Source organism: Streptococcus bovismuti, assembly GCF_042436615.2.
Classification (GTDB): Bacteria; Bacillota; Bacilli; order Lactobacillales; family Streptococcaceae; genus Streptococcus.
Genome location: NZ_JBHMFR020000006.1, coordinates 14,025 through 28,807 on the forward strand (window position 1 = coordinate 14,025; position 14,783 = coordinate 28,807).

Annotated in this window: 9 protein-coding genes; 1 reads left to right on the plus strand and 8 read right to left on the minus strand. The window is 43.1% G+C overall.

Features of this window, described 5'->3' with window-relative positions; all coding sequences use genetic code 11:
* Nucleotides 1-67: 67 nt before the first annotated feature.
* The 7 genes from ACERDH_RS06970 to ACERDH_RS07000 form a co-directional block, all read right to left on the minus strand.
* On the minus strand, nt 68-1,549 hold the full coding sequence (locus tag ACERDH_RS06970; protein WP_386685463.1) for an ABC transporter substrate-binding protein: 1,482 nt from the start codon (nt 1,547-1,549) through the stop codon (nt 68-70).
* Between the two features lie 103 nt (nt 1,550-1,652).
* Nucleotides 1,653-2,576: a carbohydrate ABC transporter permease gene (locus ACERDH_RS06975; protein ID WP_000818353.1), complete on the minus strand. Its 924-nt coding sequence runs from the start codon at nt 2,574-2,576 to the stop codon at nt 1,653-1,655.
* 13 nt (nt 2,577-2,589) lie between these two features.
* Complete coding sequence (locus ACERDH_RS06980; protein ID WP_049515574.1) at nt 2,590-3,519, minus strand: ABC transporter permease; 930 nt, start codon at nt 3,517-3,519, stop codon at nt 2,590-2,592.
* Nucleotides 3,520-3,727: 208 nt separating this feature from the next.
* Entirely contained in the window at nt 3,728-5,608 is a 1,881-nt protein-coding gene (locus ACERDH_RS06985) for a beta-N-acetylhexosaminidase (protein WP_386685466.1), read from the minus strand.
* The gene (locus ACERDH_RS06990) at nt 5,602-6,471 is read right to left on the minus strand and encodes an ROK family protein (protein WP_386685629.1); all 870 of its coding nucleotides are present in this window, start codon (nt 6,469-6,471) and stop codon (nt 5,602-5,604) included. Before ACERDH_RS06990 ends, ACERDH_RS06985 begins: the two co-directional genes overlap by 7 nt.
* Before the next feature lie 82 nt (nt 6,472-6,553).
* Nucleotides 6,554-9,199 carry an alpha-mannosidase gene (locus tag ACERDH_RS06995; RefSeq protein ID WP_261150227.1) on the minus strand — a complete coding sequence of 882 codons (2,646 nt, stop codon included), beginning with the start codon at nt 9,197-9,199 and terminating at the stop codon, nt 6,554-6,556.
* A gap of 210 nt (nt 9,200-9,409) precedes the next feature.
* Nucleotides 9,410-10,690 (minus strand): glycoside hydrolase family 125 protein, encoded by a 1,281-nt coding sequence (locus tag ACERDH_RS07000; RefSeq protein ID WP_261150228.1) that lies wholly within the window; start codon nt 10,688-10,690, stop codon nt 9,410-9,412.
* A gap of 170 nt (nt 10,691-10,860) precedes the next feature.
* Here ACERDH_RS07000 and ACERDH_RS07005 point away from each other — a divergent pair, with 170 nt between their 5' ends.
* A complete protein-coding gene (locus tag ACERDH_RS07005) occupies nt 10,861-12,957 on the plus strand; it encodes a GH92 family glycosyl hydrolase (RefSeq protein ID WP_386685469.1) in 2,097 nt (698 codons plus the stop codon).
* A gap of 113 nt (nt 12,958-13,070) precedes the next feature.
* Here ACERDH_RS07005 and ACERDH_RS07010 read toward each other — a convergent pair.
* Nucleotides 13,071-14,783, minus strand: a 1,713-nt coding sequence (locus tag ACERDH_RS07010) for a MiiA motif-containing surface protein (RefSeq protein WP_415741913.1), incomplete at its 5' end; no start/stop codon positions are given.

Below are 14,783 nucleotides of genomic sequence, written 5' to 3' on the forward strand. Positions count from 1 at the left end.
ATAAGCCTGAGGAAAACAGTGATTCAATTTTTAGGAATTAGGAATGAATACACGAAATCAATTGATCTTATGATTTTTTGTTTTTCAAGAATTCATCGTATTGTTTTTGCATTTCGTTCAATACTTTATCGTAAGCACCTTCAGATTTCAATTTTTCCATCAATTCTGGAATAGCTTTATCTGGGTCTACAGTACCAGTGTTAATAGCTGTATCGAATTGTTGCATTGTGTTAGAGATTGCTGAGATTTCAGATTTCACATTGTCAGTGTTAAAGATGAATCCAAGTGCTGGAGATTCTTTAGCTTCTGCCAATTGTTTCTTAGAATCTTCGATTTGTTGGTCTGTAACGTTTTCGTTGATGTAAAGGATCCAGTTGTTACCAGTGTTCCATCCACCCATGTGAGTGTTTCCTTTGTAGCCATCAAGGACTTTAACACGATTTTCTTTACCTTCAATTTTTTCCCAGTTCTTGCCTTCTGGACCGTAAACAAGACCGTTCAAGAGTTCTGGGTTAGTGTTCAAGAGGTTCAACACTTCCATTGATTTTTCTTTGTTCTTAGAGTTGTTTGAGATTACAAAGTTAGCAACTTGTGTTGTTTGGTTTTTCTTGATGAAGTTAGTGATTGGTTTGATTTGGATGTCTTTGTTTGCAACACGTGAAAGCAAGCTGTTACCATAGTCAGCTGGTCCTACTGTTTCTTCACGAACGAACCAAGTATCTTGTTGAAGGTCAAATGAAGTATCGCTTGTTGCTACGTCTTTTGGAATGTATCCAGCTTCATAGAATTTGTGAAGAGTCTTCAAGTGTTCTTTGAAGCGAGGTACTTCGTAACGGTTTACGATCTTAGTAGTGTCCCCTTCAAGGTCGATAACGAATGGAAGTCCATTTGGAACTGGGTAGTCAAAGTTATCAGATGGGATGAAGTTCTTAGTAACCGCAAATGGAACTACATCTGGAGCTTTTTCTTTGATTTGTTTCAAGACTGGTTCAAGTGTTTCGTATGAAGTGACACCTGAAATATCGATACCGTATTTAGCAAGAAGAGTTCCGTTGAAGGCGAAGTTTTGAGATGATGCAACGTTGGCTGCAACTGGAACTGCGTAAATTTTACCGTTAATGCTGTTACCTTTGATGTAAGCTGGGTCAAGTGCTTTATAAAGTTCAGCCCCTTCTTTCTTATACAAATCAGTCAAGTCAGCATAGGCACCTTTTTGAGCATTTACAACATAGTTAGATGCAAAGGCGATATCATAGTTTTCACCAGATGATGTGATAACTGACATTTTCTTATCATAGTCACCCCATCCAAGATATTGGATATCCAATTTAGCACCAACTTTTTCACCGATGATTTTGTTGGCATTTTCTAGCAATTCATCCAAGTTATCTGGTTTGTCACCGATTTGGTACATTTTGATAACAGTCTTATCACCTGAAGCTGAGTCAGCAGCTTTCTTGTTACCTGAAAGGTTTCCACAAGCAGCGAGACCAGCAGCCAAAGCGACTACGCTAGCAGATGCAAAAGCATATTTTTTCCAGTTTTTCATGACAAAAACTCCTTTTTTTATTTTTAAACTTATAAACAATGTAATGATCTTAACTTCACGCAAGGGAAGTTTGGAAATGAGAAATGTTCTTTCTCAATAAGCACTATTCTTTCACGCCACCGATAGTCAAACCTTTTACAAAGTAGCGTTGGAAGAATGGATACAAAATCGCGATTGGAAGGGTTGCCACCACAACCATGGCCATACGTCCTGTTTCTTTCGGTAGAGCAACTCCCAGTTGACCAGATAGGCCGACTGCTTTTGCGATGTAGTCCATATTTTGTTGGATTTGCATCAGCAAATATTGCAATGGATACAAGTTGTCACTCTTGATATAGAGGAGGGCGTTGAACCAGTCGTTCCAGAAACCAAGAGCTGTCAAAAGCGTGATGGTTGCGATACCTGGTAGTGACAATGGCAAACAGATTTGGAAAAAGATCCGGGCCTCACTAGCACCATCGATACGAGCGGATTCTAGAATAGCTTCTGGAATGGTCTTCTTGAAGAAGGAACGCATCAAGATGATGTTAAATGGTGAGAGAAGCATTGGAACAATCAAGGCCCAAACTGTATCACCAAGTTGAAGTAAACGAGTTACCACGATATAGCCTGGTACCAAACCAGCGTTGAACAACATACTAAGAAGGGCAAAGATCGTAAAGAATCTGCGATACTTAAAGGTTGTACGTGAGATGGCGTAGGCATAGGTTGTTGTGATAAAAACGTTTGTGATAGTCCCCACCACTGTTACAAAGACTGAGATGAAGAGGGCTTGGAGGATTTTATCCTTAAACTGTGCCAAAAATTCAAAACCGTCTAATCCAAATTGGGATGGGAAGAAGCTATATCCATTTTGGAGGATACTCTTTTCATCTGTCACCGAAATAACGATAACGAATACAAAGGGTAGGATACAAGAGAGGGCAACCAAACCAGAAATGGTACTAAAGAAGATATCTGCTTTCTTACTGAAGGAGTGAATGCCGACATTATCAATTTTTTCTTTTTTAATTTTCTTTTCTGCCATATTCTCCTCCTTTCTAGAACAAGGCTGAGTTTGGATCAACTCGTCTTGCCAGTAAGTTTGATAGGATAACCAGAATCAAACCGACTACTGATTGATAGAGACCTGCCGCTGAAGCCATCCCGATATCTGCTGTCTGAGTCAAACCATTATAAACATATACGTCCAAGACGTTGGTTACGTTATAAAGCTGACCAGCATTGTGGGGGATTTGGTAGAAAAGACCGAAGTCTGCACGAAAGATATTTCCGACTGCAAGGATGGTCAATACAGTTACCAATGGTGTCAACTGCGGAATGGTTACATTGCGAATTCGTTGCCATTTGCTGGCTCCGTCCACTGTCGCTGCTTCGTAGTAGGTTGGATCAATTCCCATGATTGTCGCATAGTACATGACACTGCTATATCCAAAACCTTTCCAAATACCTAGGAAAAGTAGGAGATATGGCCAGATGCCCAAGTCAGCGTAGAAATTGACTTCCTTCATTCCGATAGATTCTAGGAAATGGTTGAATACCCCTTTATCAATGTTTAGGAAGGCATCTGTAAAGAAACTGATGATAACCCAAGACAAGAAGTAAGGGAACAACATAGAAGTTTGGAAAATCTTAACCATTCTCTTAGAACGGAGTTCACTGAGGATGATAGCAATCCCTACAGATACAATCAAACCGATAAAGATAAAGCCGAGATTGTAGAGGACAGTATTTCGTGTGATAATAAAGGCATCTTTTGAACTAAACAAGAATCTGAAATTATCGAGTCCGACCCATTTACTATTCACGATACTATCTATAAATCCATTACTGGTCATGTGGTAGTCTTTAAAGGCAACCACGTTCCCAAATACTGGAATGTAGAAGAATAGAGTCAACCAGAGTGCCCCTGGCAAAACCATTAAGAGAAAGATCCAGTTGTCTCTCAAGGTTTTTGAAAACTTATTCATAATTTCCTCCCTTTTTTATTTTGATATCCATCTAAAAATTCCTTTTTAGACTTTTGATAACGATTACATTATTAGTATACTCCTATTTGAAGGTTAGGTTAAACTACTAATTATAGAAAAAACTCCACAAATTATTTTATGTGGAGTACTTTTTTAAGAAAGGGATGTTTCACGAGAAACACTCTTCATAAGACACAATGTTCTTGTTTTAGGTCGTGTAGATGGTTGAAGCTGTCGCAATAGTATGCCACTGGTTGGCTGTTGTGGCTGCGAAGTCCTTGTCTGCGTAAAAGTCAGTAAATGGCAGGATTTCCACTTCTAACTCATCGATGCGGTCAATCTGACCAGCCAGATAAGCCTCAATACGACTTTCTGCGCGTTTGATGCGTTGCAAGAGTCCGCCCATACGGATATCGACCGTATCCAAACCAAAGACCTTGTTTTCTTTCAGCCATTGGTGGCTAAAGAGGGCATGGAAGTGTTCGATTTGGCTTCTGAGTTCTGGTAATTCTTGTCTGGCGATTTCTTGTAGGCTTTCCTTATCATCCACTTGATAGGCTTGACGAATGCGTCGTCCCACATCCACTTTGCTACTTAAAATCTGGTTCAACTGGGCCTGAGTTTCAAAGAGGTAGGCATAGTTTCCAGCTTTTTCTTTAATGTTAGCAAGCGTCTCAGCAGCCTGAGCGAAGTGCGGTTTGTCCTGTTCAGGTGTCATGTGTCGGTCAAGGATCGGACAGAGAACATCCTGATAAAAGACATAGCGGTTGGGATTGATGCCACTGAGATTACCTGGTAGGTCTGGCAAGAGGTTGGCAAGGTCAATCTGCATAAAGTCCTCAACCGATAAACCTGTATTGGTTTTGAAGTGTGCAGTCAAACGGTCTAGGTCATTGCGGTAGCAGAGTTCTGCCCAGATTTGCAAGCTTGGTAGGATAGAAAACTGAGCAGTTTCCCCACCATTGTCCCCCCAACCCGTCACGATAACTTCTTTGATATCATTGGCACGACAGGCCTTGTTCGCTTCAAGAGCGATAAGACGGCTAAAATGGTTATTGGGTGTGAAACCAATCCACTTCCAAGCACCACCTGCAAAGGCAAGGTCATGACTAATCTTATGATGATTGCGGAAATTGCGATTGTATTTTTCCTCGCTATCCTGATAATAGTCCCAGTAAACCAAGGTTACACGGTCTTTGAGACGGTCTAGGTAGACACGAGTTTCCTCTGGAATTTCCACATCACGGTCGTACTGGCCATCTGCTGACATAAGTTTAAAGAACATATCGCTCCACATTTGGCAGTGGAAACCATACTTGTCAGCAATATCTAGCACGCGCTCCAAGTGTTGGCACATGAGGAGACTACGATCCACAACACCGTTCAGAATCAAGTAGCGTCCCAAACCAACCAAGTGGGCTTCGTCCATCCCAATATTGACCTTGCGAGTCTTCAGTTTAGATAGGGTAGCAAACATGCCATCAATCAGGTCATAAACCTTTTCTTCGCCGATAAGAAGGATATCCTCCACATCACGGAGCTCCTGCACTTCTTTGACACCCCATTTTACGAAGGCTGACAAGTGGGCCAAGGTCTGGATGCAAGGAACAAAGGTCATGTCAAACTGCTGGGCATAGGCTTCTATTTCCTGCAACTCCTCAGCCGAGTAAGCCCCGCGGAAATAGCCAAAGTAAGGCTGCCCTTCAATCTGGTAGGTGTCTTCCATGTAAAGTTCAAAGGTTGAGTAGCCCATGAGAGCCAAGACCTCAATCATCTGCTTGGCAGAAGCCATATTTAGCACCGCATTTCTCGAACAGTCTGCCATATAGGCTAAATCTTCATAAGCTGCTTGTTCCTCAATCTCTACCTTGTCACCTTCTGCTAGGGATGTTGCCAACAGGGACAAGGCTCGATAAAGTTGGTGGGGTTTGCGGTAAGTTAATTGATAGTGTCCACCCTCACCCTTGATAGAGATAGAGGCTTGGTCAGATTGGGCGACAGCTACCTCTACATCTGGTAGCGAAATGTGCTTTGTCAGCAAGTCGATTGCCTGAGTTTGTTTGGAACTAAGTCCTGTAAATCTTACCATTGGTTTTCCTCCTGTAACCAGTTGACAAGGGCACCGTAGAGATTGGCATCTGCGTGATAGGTGCAGGCTTGTATGACAGGTGCGACCGTGTATTCTTCGTAGGTCTCAACAAAGTTATCAACAGCCTTCTTAACACCTTGGATGAAATCTGGATTTTGACTGATAGAGCCTCCCAAACTGATGACATCTGGATCGATGAGATACTGGATATTGAGCAAGCCTTGCGCCAGATTGCGGTTCATGCGCTCAATGGCTTCTTGACAAAGAACATTTCCTGCTTCGGCCTCTTGGTAAATCTTGCGACCGTCCCAGTCAGTCTGACCAGATTTTTCAATCACGTAGCGCACCATATTTCCAGTTGACGCTAGTTGCGACCAGTTGTTGAGCTTTTCAGCAGGGGCAAGGGTTGTCATGTAGCCAAATTCTCCACCCAGACCGTGGCGACCTCGGTGCAGTCTGCCATTGATAATCATGGCTCCGCCAATCCCTGTCCCAATCACGACACAGGCAGCGTTTTCAAGCTCTGTATGAGCTAGTAATTCACTGAGCCCAACGCAGTTGGCATCATTTTCCAGATGGACAGGTAGTTGATGATGAGCAAGCGCCTCATACCAAGAAAATCCGTGGATGTAGGGTACCGCACTGAAGCCATCAATCACACCTGTCTCTTGATTAACCGCACCTGGAACGCTCATAGCAATCCCGCTATAATCCTGTTCTGACAAGCGCTGGTCTAGCCAAGTTACTAAATCTTCCAAACTTTCTGGCGTTGGAATGCTTGTCTTATTCAGTATTTTCCCATCAGGAGTCAGACTAGCAAACTTAATCCCAGTCCCTCCGATATCAATCGTTGCAATGGTCATTGTTTTTACCATAAAAAGGGGCGAATCAGCAGTTAGTCCTTACTTTTTCGCCCCTCCTTTCTTTTATGTTTACTTTTTGAAATTAAATTTCTTCTTTTTTGATGAATTCTGTACGAATCTCTTGTGGTGAAATGAGGCCTCTATGAACTGGGTATGGTCGTTCAAGTAGATCAAGGAAGAGATGTTGACTTTCCGGTACACGTACATTTTCACTACACATATTGTAGTAACGAAGCACATAGCCTTCTTCATTTTCAGCTACCTTAAAGGCTGTTGGACAGATTTGCGGTATGCTGAGAACAGAATGGCTCAAGAGGCTACCAGTCGCAGCCACGCTTCCTTCTTGTTTAGCAAGCTGAAGGCTGGTAAACGGTGTCTGCAAGGCCTTAGCACGACGGAAAGCTGAGAAGCGTTCTTGGACTTGGTGGCATTCAAGCGCAAACTCGACTTCAAACTCACGCAAGCATTGTGCTTCTGGTGTTGGGAAGTAACCCCAGTCACCTAGCTCACCTGTTGCACGCAAAATAGTCACTGCAATGGTGTCGTCTCCAAGGATTTCGTATTCATTCAATCCCTTGTTGGATACAGTCACACCTTTTTCATCGTCATACAGACTAACAAAGGCTTGTTGGTGTTGAGGATTTTCAGGATTTTCCCATGAAGCAGCTGGTTTGTTTGGTCGTGTCACCACCTCATAGATGCTTTCAGAATCATTGCTTGGACGCGTGTTATGAGTCTTGACCAAGAGACGTATACGGTGGTCTTTGGCAGTGTTAGTAAAGCGAGTCTTGCAACGGATTTGTGGATTATCAACGAAGACAGTCATCTCAGTTTCCAGAGGAATACTTGTTAACTCTTCTGAACGTCCAGCTTCACGCTTCATGAACTCGATGATACCTTTTTGTTCTTCTTCTAGCTTTTTATCTGCGCTGATAGGCACTGTCAATTCATGTTTGAGCAAAATCTTAGCGTAGCGAGCTGTGTTTTCCAAGACCTCGTAGCCCTTAAGCTCCGCATAGATTGGCTCTGTTCCTTTTGGTTGGAAATAGATATACTCGTTTCCGATGTCACCACGGTCTTCGAAGCGGATAAAATCTTCATAGGCTTCGTGAGTTGTCTTGTCATAGACTGTGATGTTGTCATCCACACTCACCGCTACAAATGGTGTATCAATCACTCCGTTTTGGTAAATACCGTCGCGGTGTTCTTGTGCTCCTTCCAGCAATTGGAAGGTTGTCCAAGAAAGCGGTACTAGGTGAACTGGAATGGTCACGCGCACTTGTCGAGCGATACGAGCTTGGCGGAACTTATCTTTTGGTAAATCGTACTCAAAATTAGCCCCAAGGTCTTCGATCTTAGCCTCTACAGGACGACCATCCAAGTCCTCCACACGGTAACTTGGCAAGGTAAGAGCAGCCATCTTCTTGTAACCTTCTGTTGGGTGCAATTCCTTGAAATCACAAGTCGCCACATCAATCACTGTGCTGACCGTATCAACCTTATCATGCAAGCCTGTGTTAATAACAGTAAAGAGATAATCGCTTTGAGCCTTAGCTGTAGCGATTTTACCCTTCCATTCGTTAAGAAGATTGCTCTTCACAAAGTTTCCGACTTGGTTGACCTTGGCAAAACGTGTCTCCATCTCGCGGTGAACTTCGTCCACGCTACAGCCACAGATACTATCATGTGGCGCATTCTGCAAAAGAACTTTCCAAGCATAGGTTAATTGATCTTTGTGGTTATGTCCACCAGTGATAATGGTCAAAGGTTCTACAACTTGCTCGAGGAGGTTACTACTTTCTTGGAAGGCTTGTTTGAGATAAATACGAGATGAAGAAGTGTTGGCAAGTGTGTACCAGCCGTCTGTTTCCTGACTGGTCAACTCACCTGTAACCGTTGATAATTGCTCTGGTAGGGCACTTTCCACAGCTTGAACATATTCATCAAAAGAACTATGAACAAAGGTTACATCTGGGAAGAGTTCATTTGCCACACGAATGGCTTCACTCAAATTTTTCTGGACAGGCTGATGGTCACAGCCGTTCATCATCAACCACTGGTTGGTCGAAGCATAGTCACGCACGTCTGCCAGTTTTTGTTTCCAGAAGGTCAAGGCCTCGTCTTTATCAACTGGGATTTCATTCCCATTACTATACCAGTTGGCAAAGAGGATACCGAGGACACGACTTCCGTCCGCACCCTGCCAGTACATTTCTGAAAACTGGGAAGTAAACTGCTCATCTTCGAGAACTTGGTTGTCAAATCCAATCGGTTTCACACCACGACCAAAGGCTGCCACGTGAATGCCTGATTTTTGAAGGATTTGAGGAGCTTGTCCCATATTTCCAAAAGTATCTGGGAAGTAACCAATCTGAGTGGATTTGCCCCATTTTGCAGCTTCTTGCTGACCAATCAAGGTATTGCGGACATTGGCTTCACTTGAAATCAAGTAGTCATCTTGCAAGATGTAAAAAGGACCAATTTTAAGTTTGCCTTCGTCGATGTATCGTTGGACTTTGTCGCGATTTTCAGGGCGAATCTCCAAGTAGTCATCAAGGACAATGGTTTGACCATCCAAGTGGAAGCTCTTGAACTCAGGGTCATTTTCAAAGAGATCAAAGAGATTGTCAAATAATTCCACCAACTGCATACGGTGGCTTTCAAAAGGCAAGTACCACTCACGATCCCAGTGACTATGTGAGATAATATGTACGACAACATTTTCCATGAAGTAAAACCTCATTCTAAATTTAAATTTTTATTGTTAACGTTTTTGGATGTAAGATTTGCTCAATCAAATTCAACAAATCACCAACAGTTTAACTCTAAATATTTTATTTATCAAGAATTTAACTATGATTTGAGATGAAATTTGAAAGAAGTATATATTTAGCTACTTTGTCTTGGTAAATTGGCTAAAAACAAGTAAAATCCTAGATTAACGAATATCCAAGTAATCCAAGACCAATTCACAGAACATCATGTTAGCCCAAGAGAACCATTCACGAGAGTAGAGAGTTGGGTCGTCCACGTGGAAGCTTTCGTGCATGACACCTGTACCACCATCGCAAGCAACCAGCTGATCCAGCAAGAATTTCTTCTCTGCCTTATCTCTTGTTGTCAAACCTTGGATAGAAAGGGCGATTGGCCAGATATAGCGATAGAAGGTATGAGAACTTCCGAGACCGCTAGCGTATTCTCCTTGGTAGAAGTATGGATTTTCAGGGCTCAGAATGGTTCGACGAGTTGCTTGATAAACTTCATCATCGACCGAACAGTAACCCAGATAAGGTGCAGCCAACAAACTTGGTACGTTTGGATCATCCATGATGCTGGCATTTCCTAGACCATCCACTTCAAAGGCATAAATCTTTTCGCCCTTGCTATTGCTTGTGTAGGCATAGTTTTCAATTCCTTCTTGGATTTCAGCCTGAAGACGCTTAGCATCTGTGATAATGCTCGAGCTATCAGCTAGATTCAATTCTGTAAAGATCTCTTGCACATAACCCAAGACTACTACAGCAAACATATTTGACGGAATCAAGTAACTATACTGACAGCAGTCATCACTCGGACGAAAGGCTGACCAAGTCATACCTGTCACTGCAAAATCAGGGCCAAAGCCATCATTTACCAAGGTGTCTTCCTTACGATCGGTATCACGAACAAAACGATAAGGAGAGTTCTTGTGGTCTTGTTCTACCTTCCACAGATGAAGAATTTCCTTTGTCGCTGCGACAAAAGTCTCATCAAACTGGCTAGTCTCGCCAGTCTCTTTCCAGAGGAGATAAGCCAACTGCAAAGGATAGCAAAGCGAGTCCACCTCATACTTGCGTTCCCAAATCCAGCCGTTAAGGTCTGTGTGGTCAGTCTCATGGTGACCCTTCCAGTTTTCCTCAATGTTAAAGGAGTTAGCATAGGGATCCTTAAGTACCAAGGCCATCTGACGTTTGACCAAACCTGCAATGGTCTGACGCAGGAGGGCATCTCTTTTAGCCACATGCAGGTAGGGTCTGAGTTGGGCTGTCGAATCCCGAAGCCACATAGCAGGAATATCCCCAGTCAAGACAAAAGTTGAACCATCTTCTAGAATTGCAACCGTATTGTCCAAGGTGTCTGTATAGCAACGCTCGAAAACATCCACCCACTCTGGATGGTCCTTAGCCCTCTCTGCTACTTCATCCAGCCACTCTCTAACAATTTCTTTCGAATAAATCATCGTGCAATTTCCTCTTTCAAACAAGTTTCATTTTCAGTATATAGCTTTTGAGACAGAAAATACATACACAAATGATAGTCATTTTTCTACAAACTAGTTATCTTTGAAACTCCTTTTCTAAAGGTTATCTTTTTCTGATATAATGTAGAAAAACAGCTAAAGGAAAGACTATGAAACCACTACTTGAAACCATCGATACCCGCTTTGGGACTGCTAGCAAGCATGCCTTCTCTCGGGGAAATACCCTGCCTTACACGGGCATCCCTTTCGGGATGAATTACTTTGTGCCCCAGACCAGTGACCAGGAGGGAGCTTGGTTTTTCGATCCGCATCTGCCTATCTTTCAAGGGATTCGATTAACCCACCAACCCAGTCCTTGGATGGGAGACTACTCTTGGCTCCTTCTGACACCTGTCACAGGTCAACTGGGCGGAGACAGTCTCTTTCACCGCCAGTCTTCCTATGATATGAATAAGGCTACTTTCCAGCCTCATTATCTGAAGATTTTCTCCCTGCGCTATCAGATTGAAAGCCAGCTTACACCGACTTGCTACGGTGCTTCTATTCGTTTGAAGCAAAAGCAAGGCAAAGCCCTCTCCCTCTATCTTCACGCAGCAGATAAACTAACCGTAGAGCAAGTAGATAAGAGAACGCTTGCCCTAAGACAAGAAGGAAAAACTGAGACCAATAAAAATCCACTAACGATGTTCACTTCCCTGAAAATGAACACGGATATTCTTGCTGTCAGCCAAGAAGGTGGAGACTGGCGAATCGACCTGGCAAATAGTCATGCTGAGATTCAACTGGGGAGTTCTTTCATCTCTCCTTCTCAAGCTCTAATCAATCTACCTCAAGAAGATTTTGATAACTGTAAAGCAAATGCTCAAGCGGATTGGGAAAAACTCCTCCATCGTTTTGACGTTATAGAGACAGGAGAGGCTGACCGAACCTTTTTTGACCACTGCCTCTACAGACTCTTCCTCTTTCCCCAGACTTTTTATGAGGTTGATAAATCAGGACAAGCCATCCACATGGATCTGGCTACTGGAACTGTCAAGCCTGGTGTTCTCTTCAGCAACAATGGTTTCTGGGATACCTTCCGCACCACCTTCCCCCTCTTTGCCCTTATCATACCTGAACACTATCACCGCTTTTTAGAAGGTTTCCTCAATAGCTACCGTGATACTGGATTTCTTCCAAAATGGCTGGCCCCAGATGAACGTGGTATGATGCCAGGTACCCTTTTAGACGGTATTATCTCCGATAGCGCCTGCAAGGACATGGCCCCCGACCTAGAAGAAGAACTCCTCCAAGCCATGCTTGAAACAGCCAGCAAGGCCGACCCTCTCGGCATCAATGGTCGTCACGGACTAGCCCAATACCAAGAACTAGGCTACCTCTCTACCGACCACCACGAAAGCGTCAGCCACACCCTAGACTATGCCTATAGTGACTTTTGTATCGCCAGCTGTGCCGAAAAACAAGGGAAAATAGAAATCGCTGAAACCTACAAGACTGCATCACAAAATTACCGCCATCTATTTGACGCTGAGACAGGTTACATGCGAGCGCGTGATAGTCAAGGCAACTTCCGCCCTGACTTCTCTCCTTATAGTTGGGGACGCGACTATGCCGAATGTTCAGCCATCCAAGCAACCTTAGGCGTCCTCCACGACATCCCAGGCTTAATCCAACTTATGGGTGGAAAAGAAGCCTTTAGCAACTATCTTTTGAAAACCTGTCAAGATGCTCCCCTCTTTGAGACAACAGGCTATGGTTACGAGATTCATGAAATGAGCGAAATGGCTACAGCTCCGTTTGGACAAGTCGCTATTTCCAACCAGCCGAGCTTCCACATTCCTTATCTCTTCCGCTACAGCGACTATCCTGACTACACTGCCCTTCTCATCAAGACTCTCCGTCAGAAAGCCTTTCACGCAAACTGGCAAGCCTATCCTGGTGATGAGGATAACGGTAGTCTATCGGCCTGGTACATCTGGTCGGCTCTCGGTTTTTATCCAACCTGTCCAGGAAAACCCAGCTATGATCTCGGAATCCCTCTCTTTGACCACCTCCGAGTCTATCTCACTAAAGAAGATAAATGGCTGGATATCCATACTGAGCAAAACCACAGCCATTTCAACTTTGTAAAAGAATGTCGACTAGACAAAAAACTCGTATCAACTATTCAACACCAAGACCTCCTAAAAGCTGAACAGCTAACCTTTACCCTCAGCTGGTTGCCAAATCATCCGTCCACTTTCTGAAATGCAAAAATCTCCTAGCAGACTTTACTGCTAGGAGATTTTCTTATGAGAGGTACTTGTTTAAGCTTTGAAAATCGGACTTATCATCTGATAATTATCAAACAATCTACCAATTAAGCTTCTTCGTCTTCTTTACGACGACGGCCTGCAAGACCAAGACCAAGTACTGCACTTGCGGCAGCTGCTACCATAAATGCTACAGAGTCTGCTGTACCTGTATTTGGCAACTCTTTAGCCACTGTACGCGCATTTGTTGCTTCTTGGTTGGCATTTGCTGCTTGAGCAGGAGCTGCAGCTGGTGTTTGAGCATCCTGAGTTGCTACTGGAGTTTCAGTTCTTGTTTGATCTGACTGAACATTAGATTTATTTTGAGAAGAATTTAGAATTTCTTCAATTACACGAATTGCATCTTGAACATCTGCTTGGCTAGCATTTGGATCTACCAATACAGATTTTGCTTGCTCAAGGGCCTTATTCGCAGTGTCTAAATCTTCTAATGCAAGGCTCTGAGTACGTTTCGTCCATTCCTCCAAGCGACCCTTAAGGACAGAAAGTTTAGATTTATCTACAAGATTAGGCTTGTTGTTACCCTCAAAGCTTGCTTTTGGTGCAGGAGTTAATTTCATAAAGATATCTTTAGCCAAGATAGTAAATACTTTACCATCCTTAAGAACGACAGTAGCATTGCCTTCTTCATCAAAGATAACTTCTGCTACATCTGGATTAGCTGTTAGAATCTTAGCTTTAGCACCTTCTTTATCTGCGTCTGTTAGATTATCTAAATCAGCCACAACTTGTTTATCGAAGTTAAGGTTGATATTTTCACCATTATTTTTAGCCGCTACATCTGTTGCATCTTTGATGAGTTGTTCAGCTGAGATAGTTGCTGTCTTACCTGATAGTGTTGTAACAGTTGCATTTCCTTTCGCATCAACTACCACAATTGCACCTGGATTTACTGCTTCTACAGCAACCTTAATCTTAGCAATTTCTTCTGGAGTTAAGTTATTCTTATCTGCTACCAAGGTACGTGCAGCTGGAATATTCACACCACTTTGCTCAGATAGGTCTGCAAGTTTTTCTGTTGGAATAACTAGTTTAGAAGCTGGAATCACGGCTGTCTTACCTTCTGGAGTTGTAACTGTCGCATTTCCTTTATCGTCTACTACTACAGTTGCTCCTGGATTGACTGCTTCTACTGCTTTCTTAACTGCTTCTTTTTCTGCATCAGTTAAAGCATCTTTATTAGCAACTGTTGTTTTAACTGCCGGTGTGTTGATATCATTGCCTGCTTTGTCTTGTACCAAATCAGCTTCTGTCTTCACTAAATCCTTAGCTGGAATGACTGCTGTTTTACCGTCTTTAGTCGTCACAGTTGCATTTCCTTTGTCATCAACTACTACTGTTGAGTCTGGATTTACTTCTTTCACTTTCGCTGCGATTGCGGCTTTTTCTTCGTCTGTTAGTTTAGCCGGATCTTTGACTAATGTTTTATCCGTTGGTTTAACTACATCATTGCCGGCGTTTGGTTTCGATGCGTCCGCTTCTGTCTTAACTAAATCTTTAGCTGGAATAACCGCTGTCTTACCATCTTTAGTCGTCACAGTTGCGTTTCCTTTGTCGTCAACGACCACTGTTGATTCTGGATTCACTTCTTGCACTTTCGCTGCGATTGCGGATTTTTCTTCATTTGTCAATTTAGCTGGATCTTTGACTAGTGTCTTATCCGCTGGTTTTACGATGTCATTGCCGGCGTTTGGTTTCGATGCGTCCGCTTCTGTCTTCACTAAATCCTTAGCTGGAATAACCGCTGTCTTACCATCTTT

Coding starts and splice junctions, on each gene's coding strand:
- ACERDH_RS06970 (WP_386685463.1), bottom strand. CDS start 1,549: ATGAAAAACTGGAAAAAATATGCTTTTGCATCTGCTAGCGTAGTCGCT.
- ACERDH_RS06975 (WP_000818353.1), bottom strand. CDS start 2,576: ATGGCAGAAAAGAAAATTAAAAAAGAAAAAATTGATAATGTCGGCATT.
- ACERDH_RS06980 (WP_049515574.1), bottom strand. CDS start 3,519: ATGAATAAGTTTTCAAAAACCTTGAGAGACAACTGGATCTTTCTCTTA.
- ACERDH_RS06985 (WP_386685466.1), bottom strand. CDS start 5,608: ATGGTAAGATTTACAGGACTTAGTTCCAAACAAACTCAGGCAATCGAC.
- ACERDH_RS06990 (WP_386685629.1), bottom strand. CDS start 6,471: ATGACCATTGCAACGATTGATATCGGAGGGACTGGGATTAAGTTTGCT.
- ACERDH_RS06995 (WP_261150227.1), bottom strand. CDS start 9,199: ATGGAAAATGTTGTCGTACATATTATCTCACATAGTCACTGGGATCGT.
- ACERDH_RS07000 (WP_261150228.1), bottom strand. CDS start 10,690: ATGATTTATTCGAAAGAAATTGTTAGAGAGTGGCTGGATGAAGTAGCA.
- ACERDH_RS07005 (WP_386685469.1), top strand. CDS start 10,861: ATGAAACCACTACTTGAAACCATCGATACCCGCTTTGGGACTGCTAGC.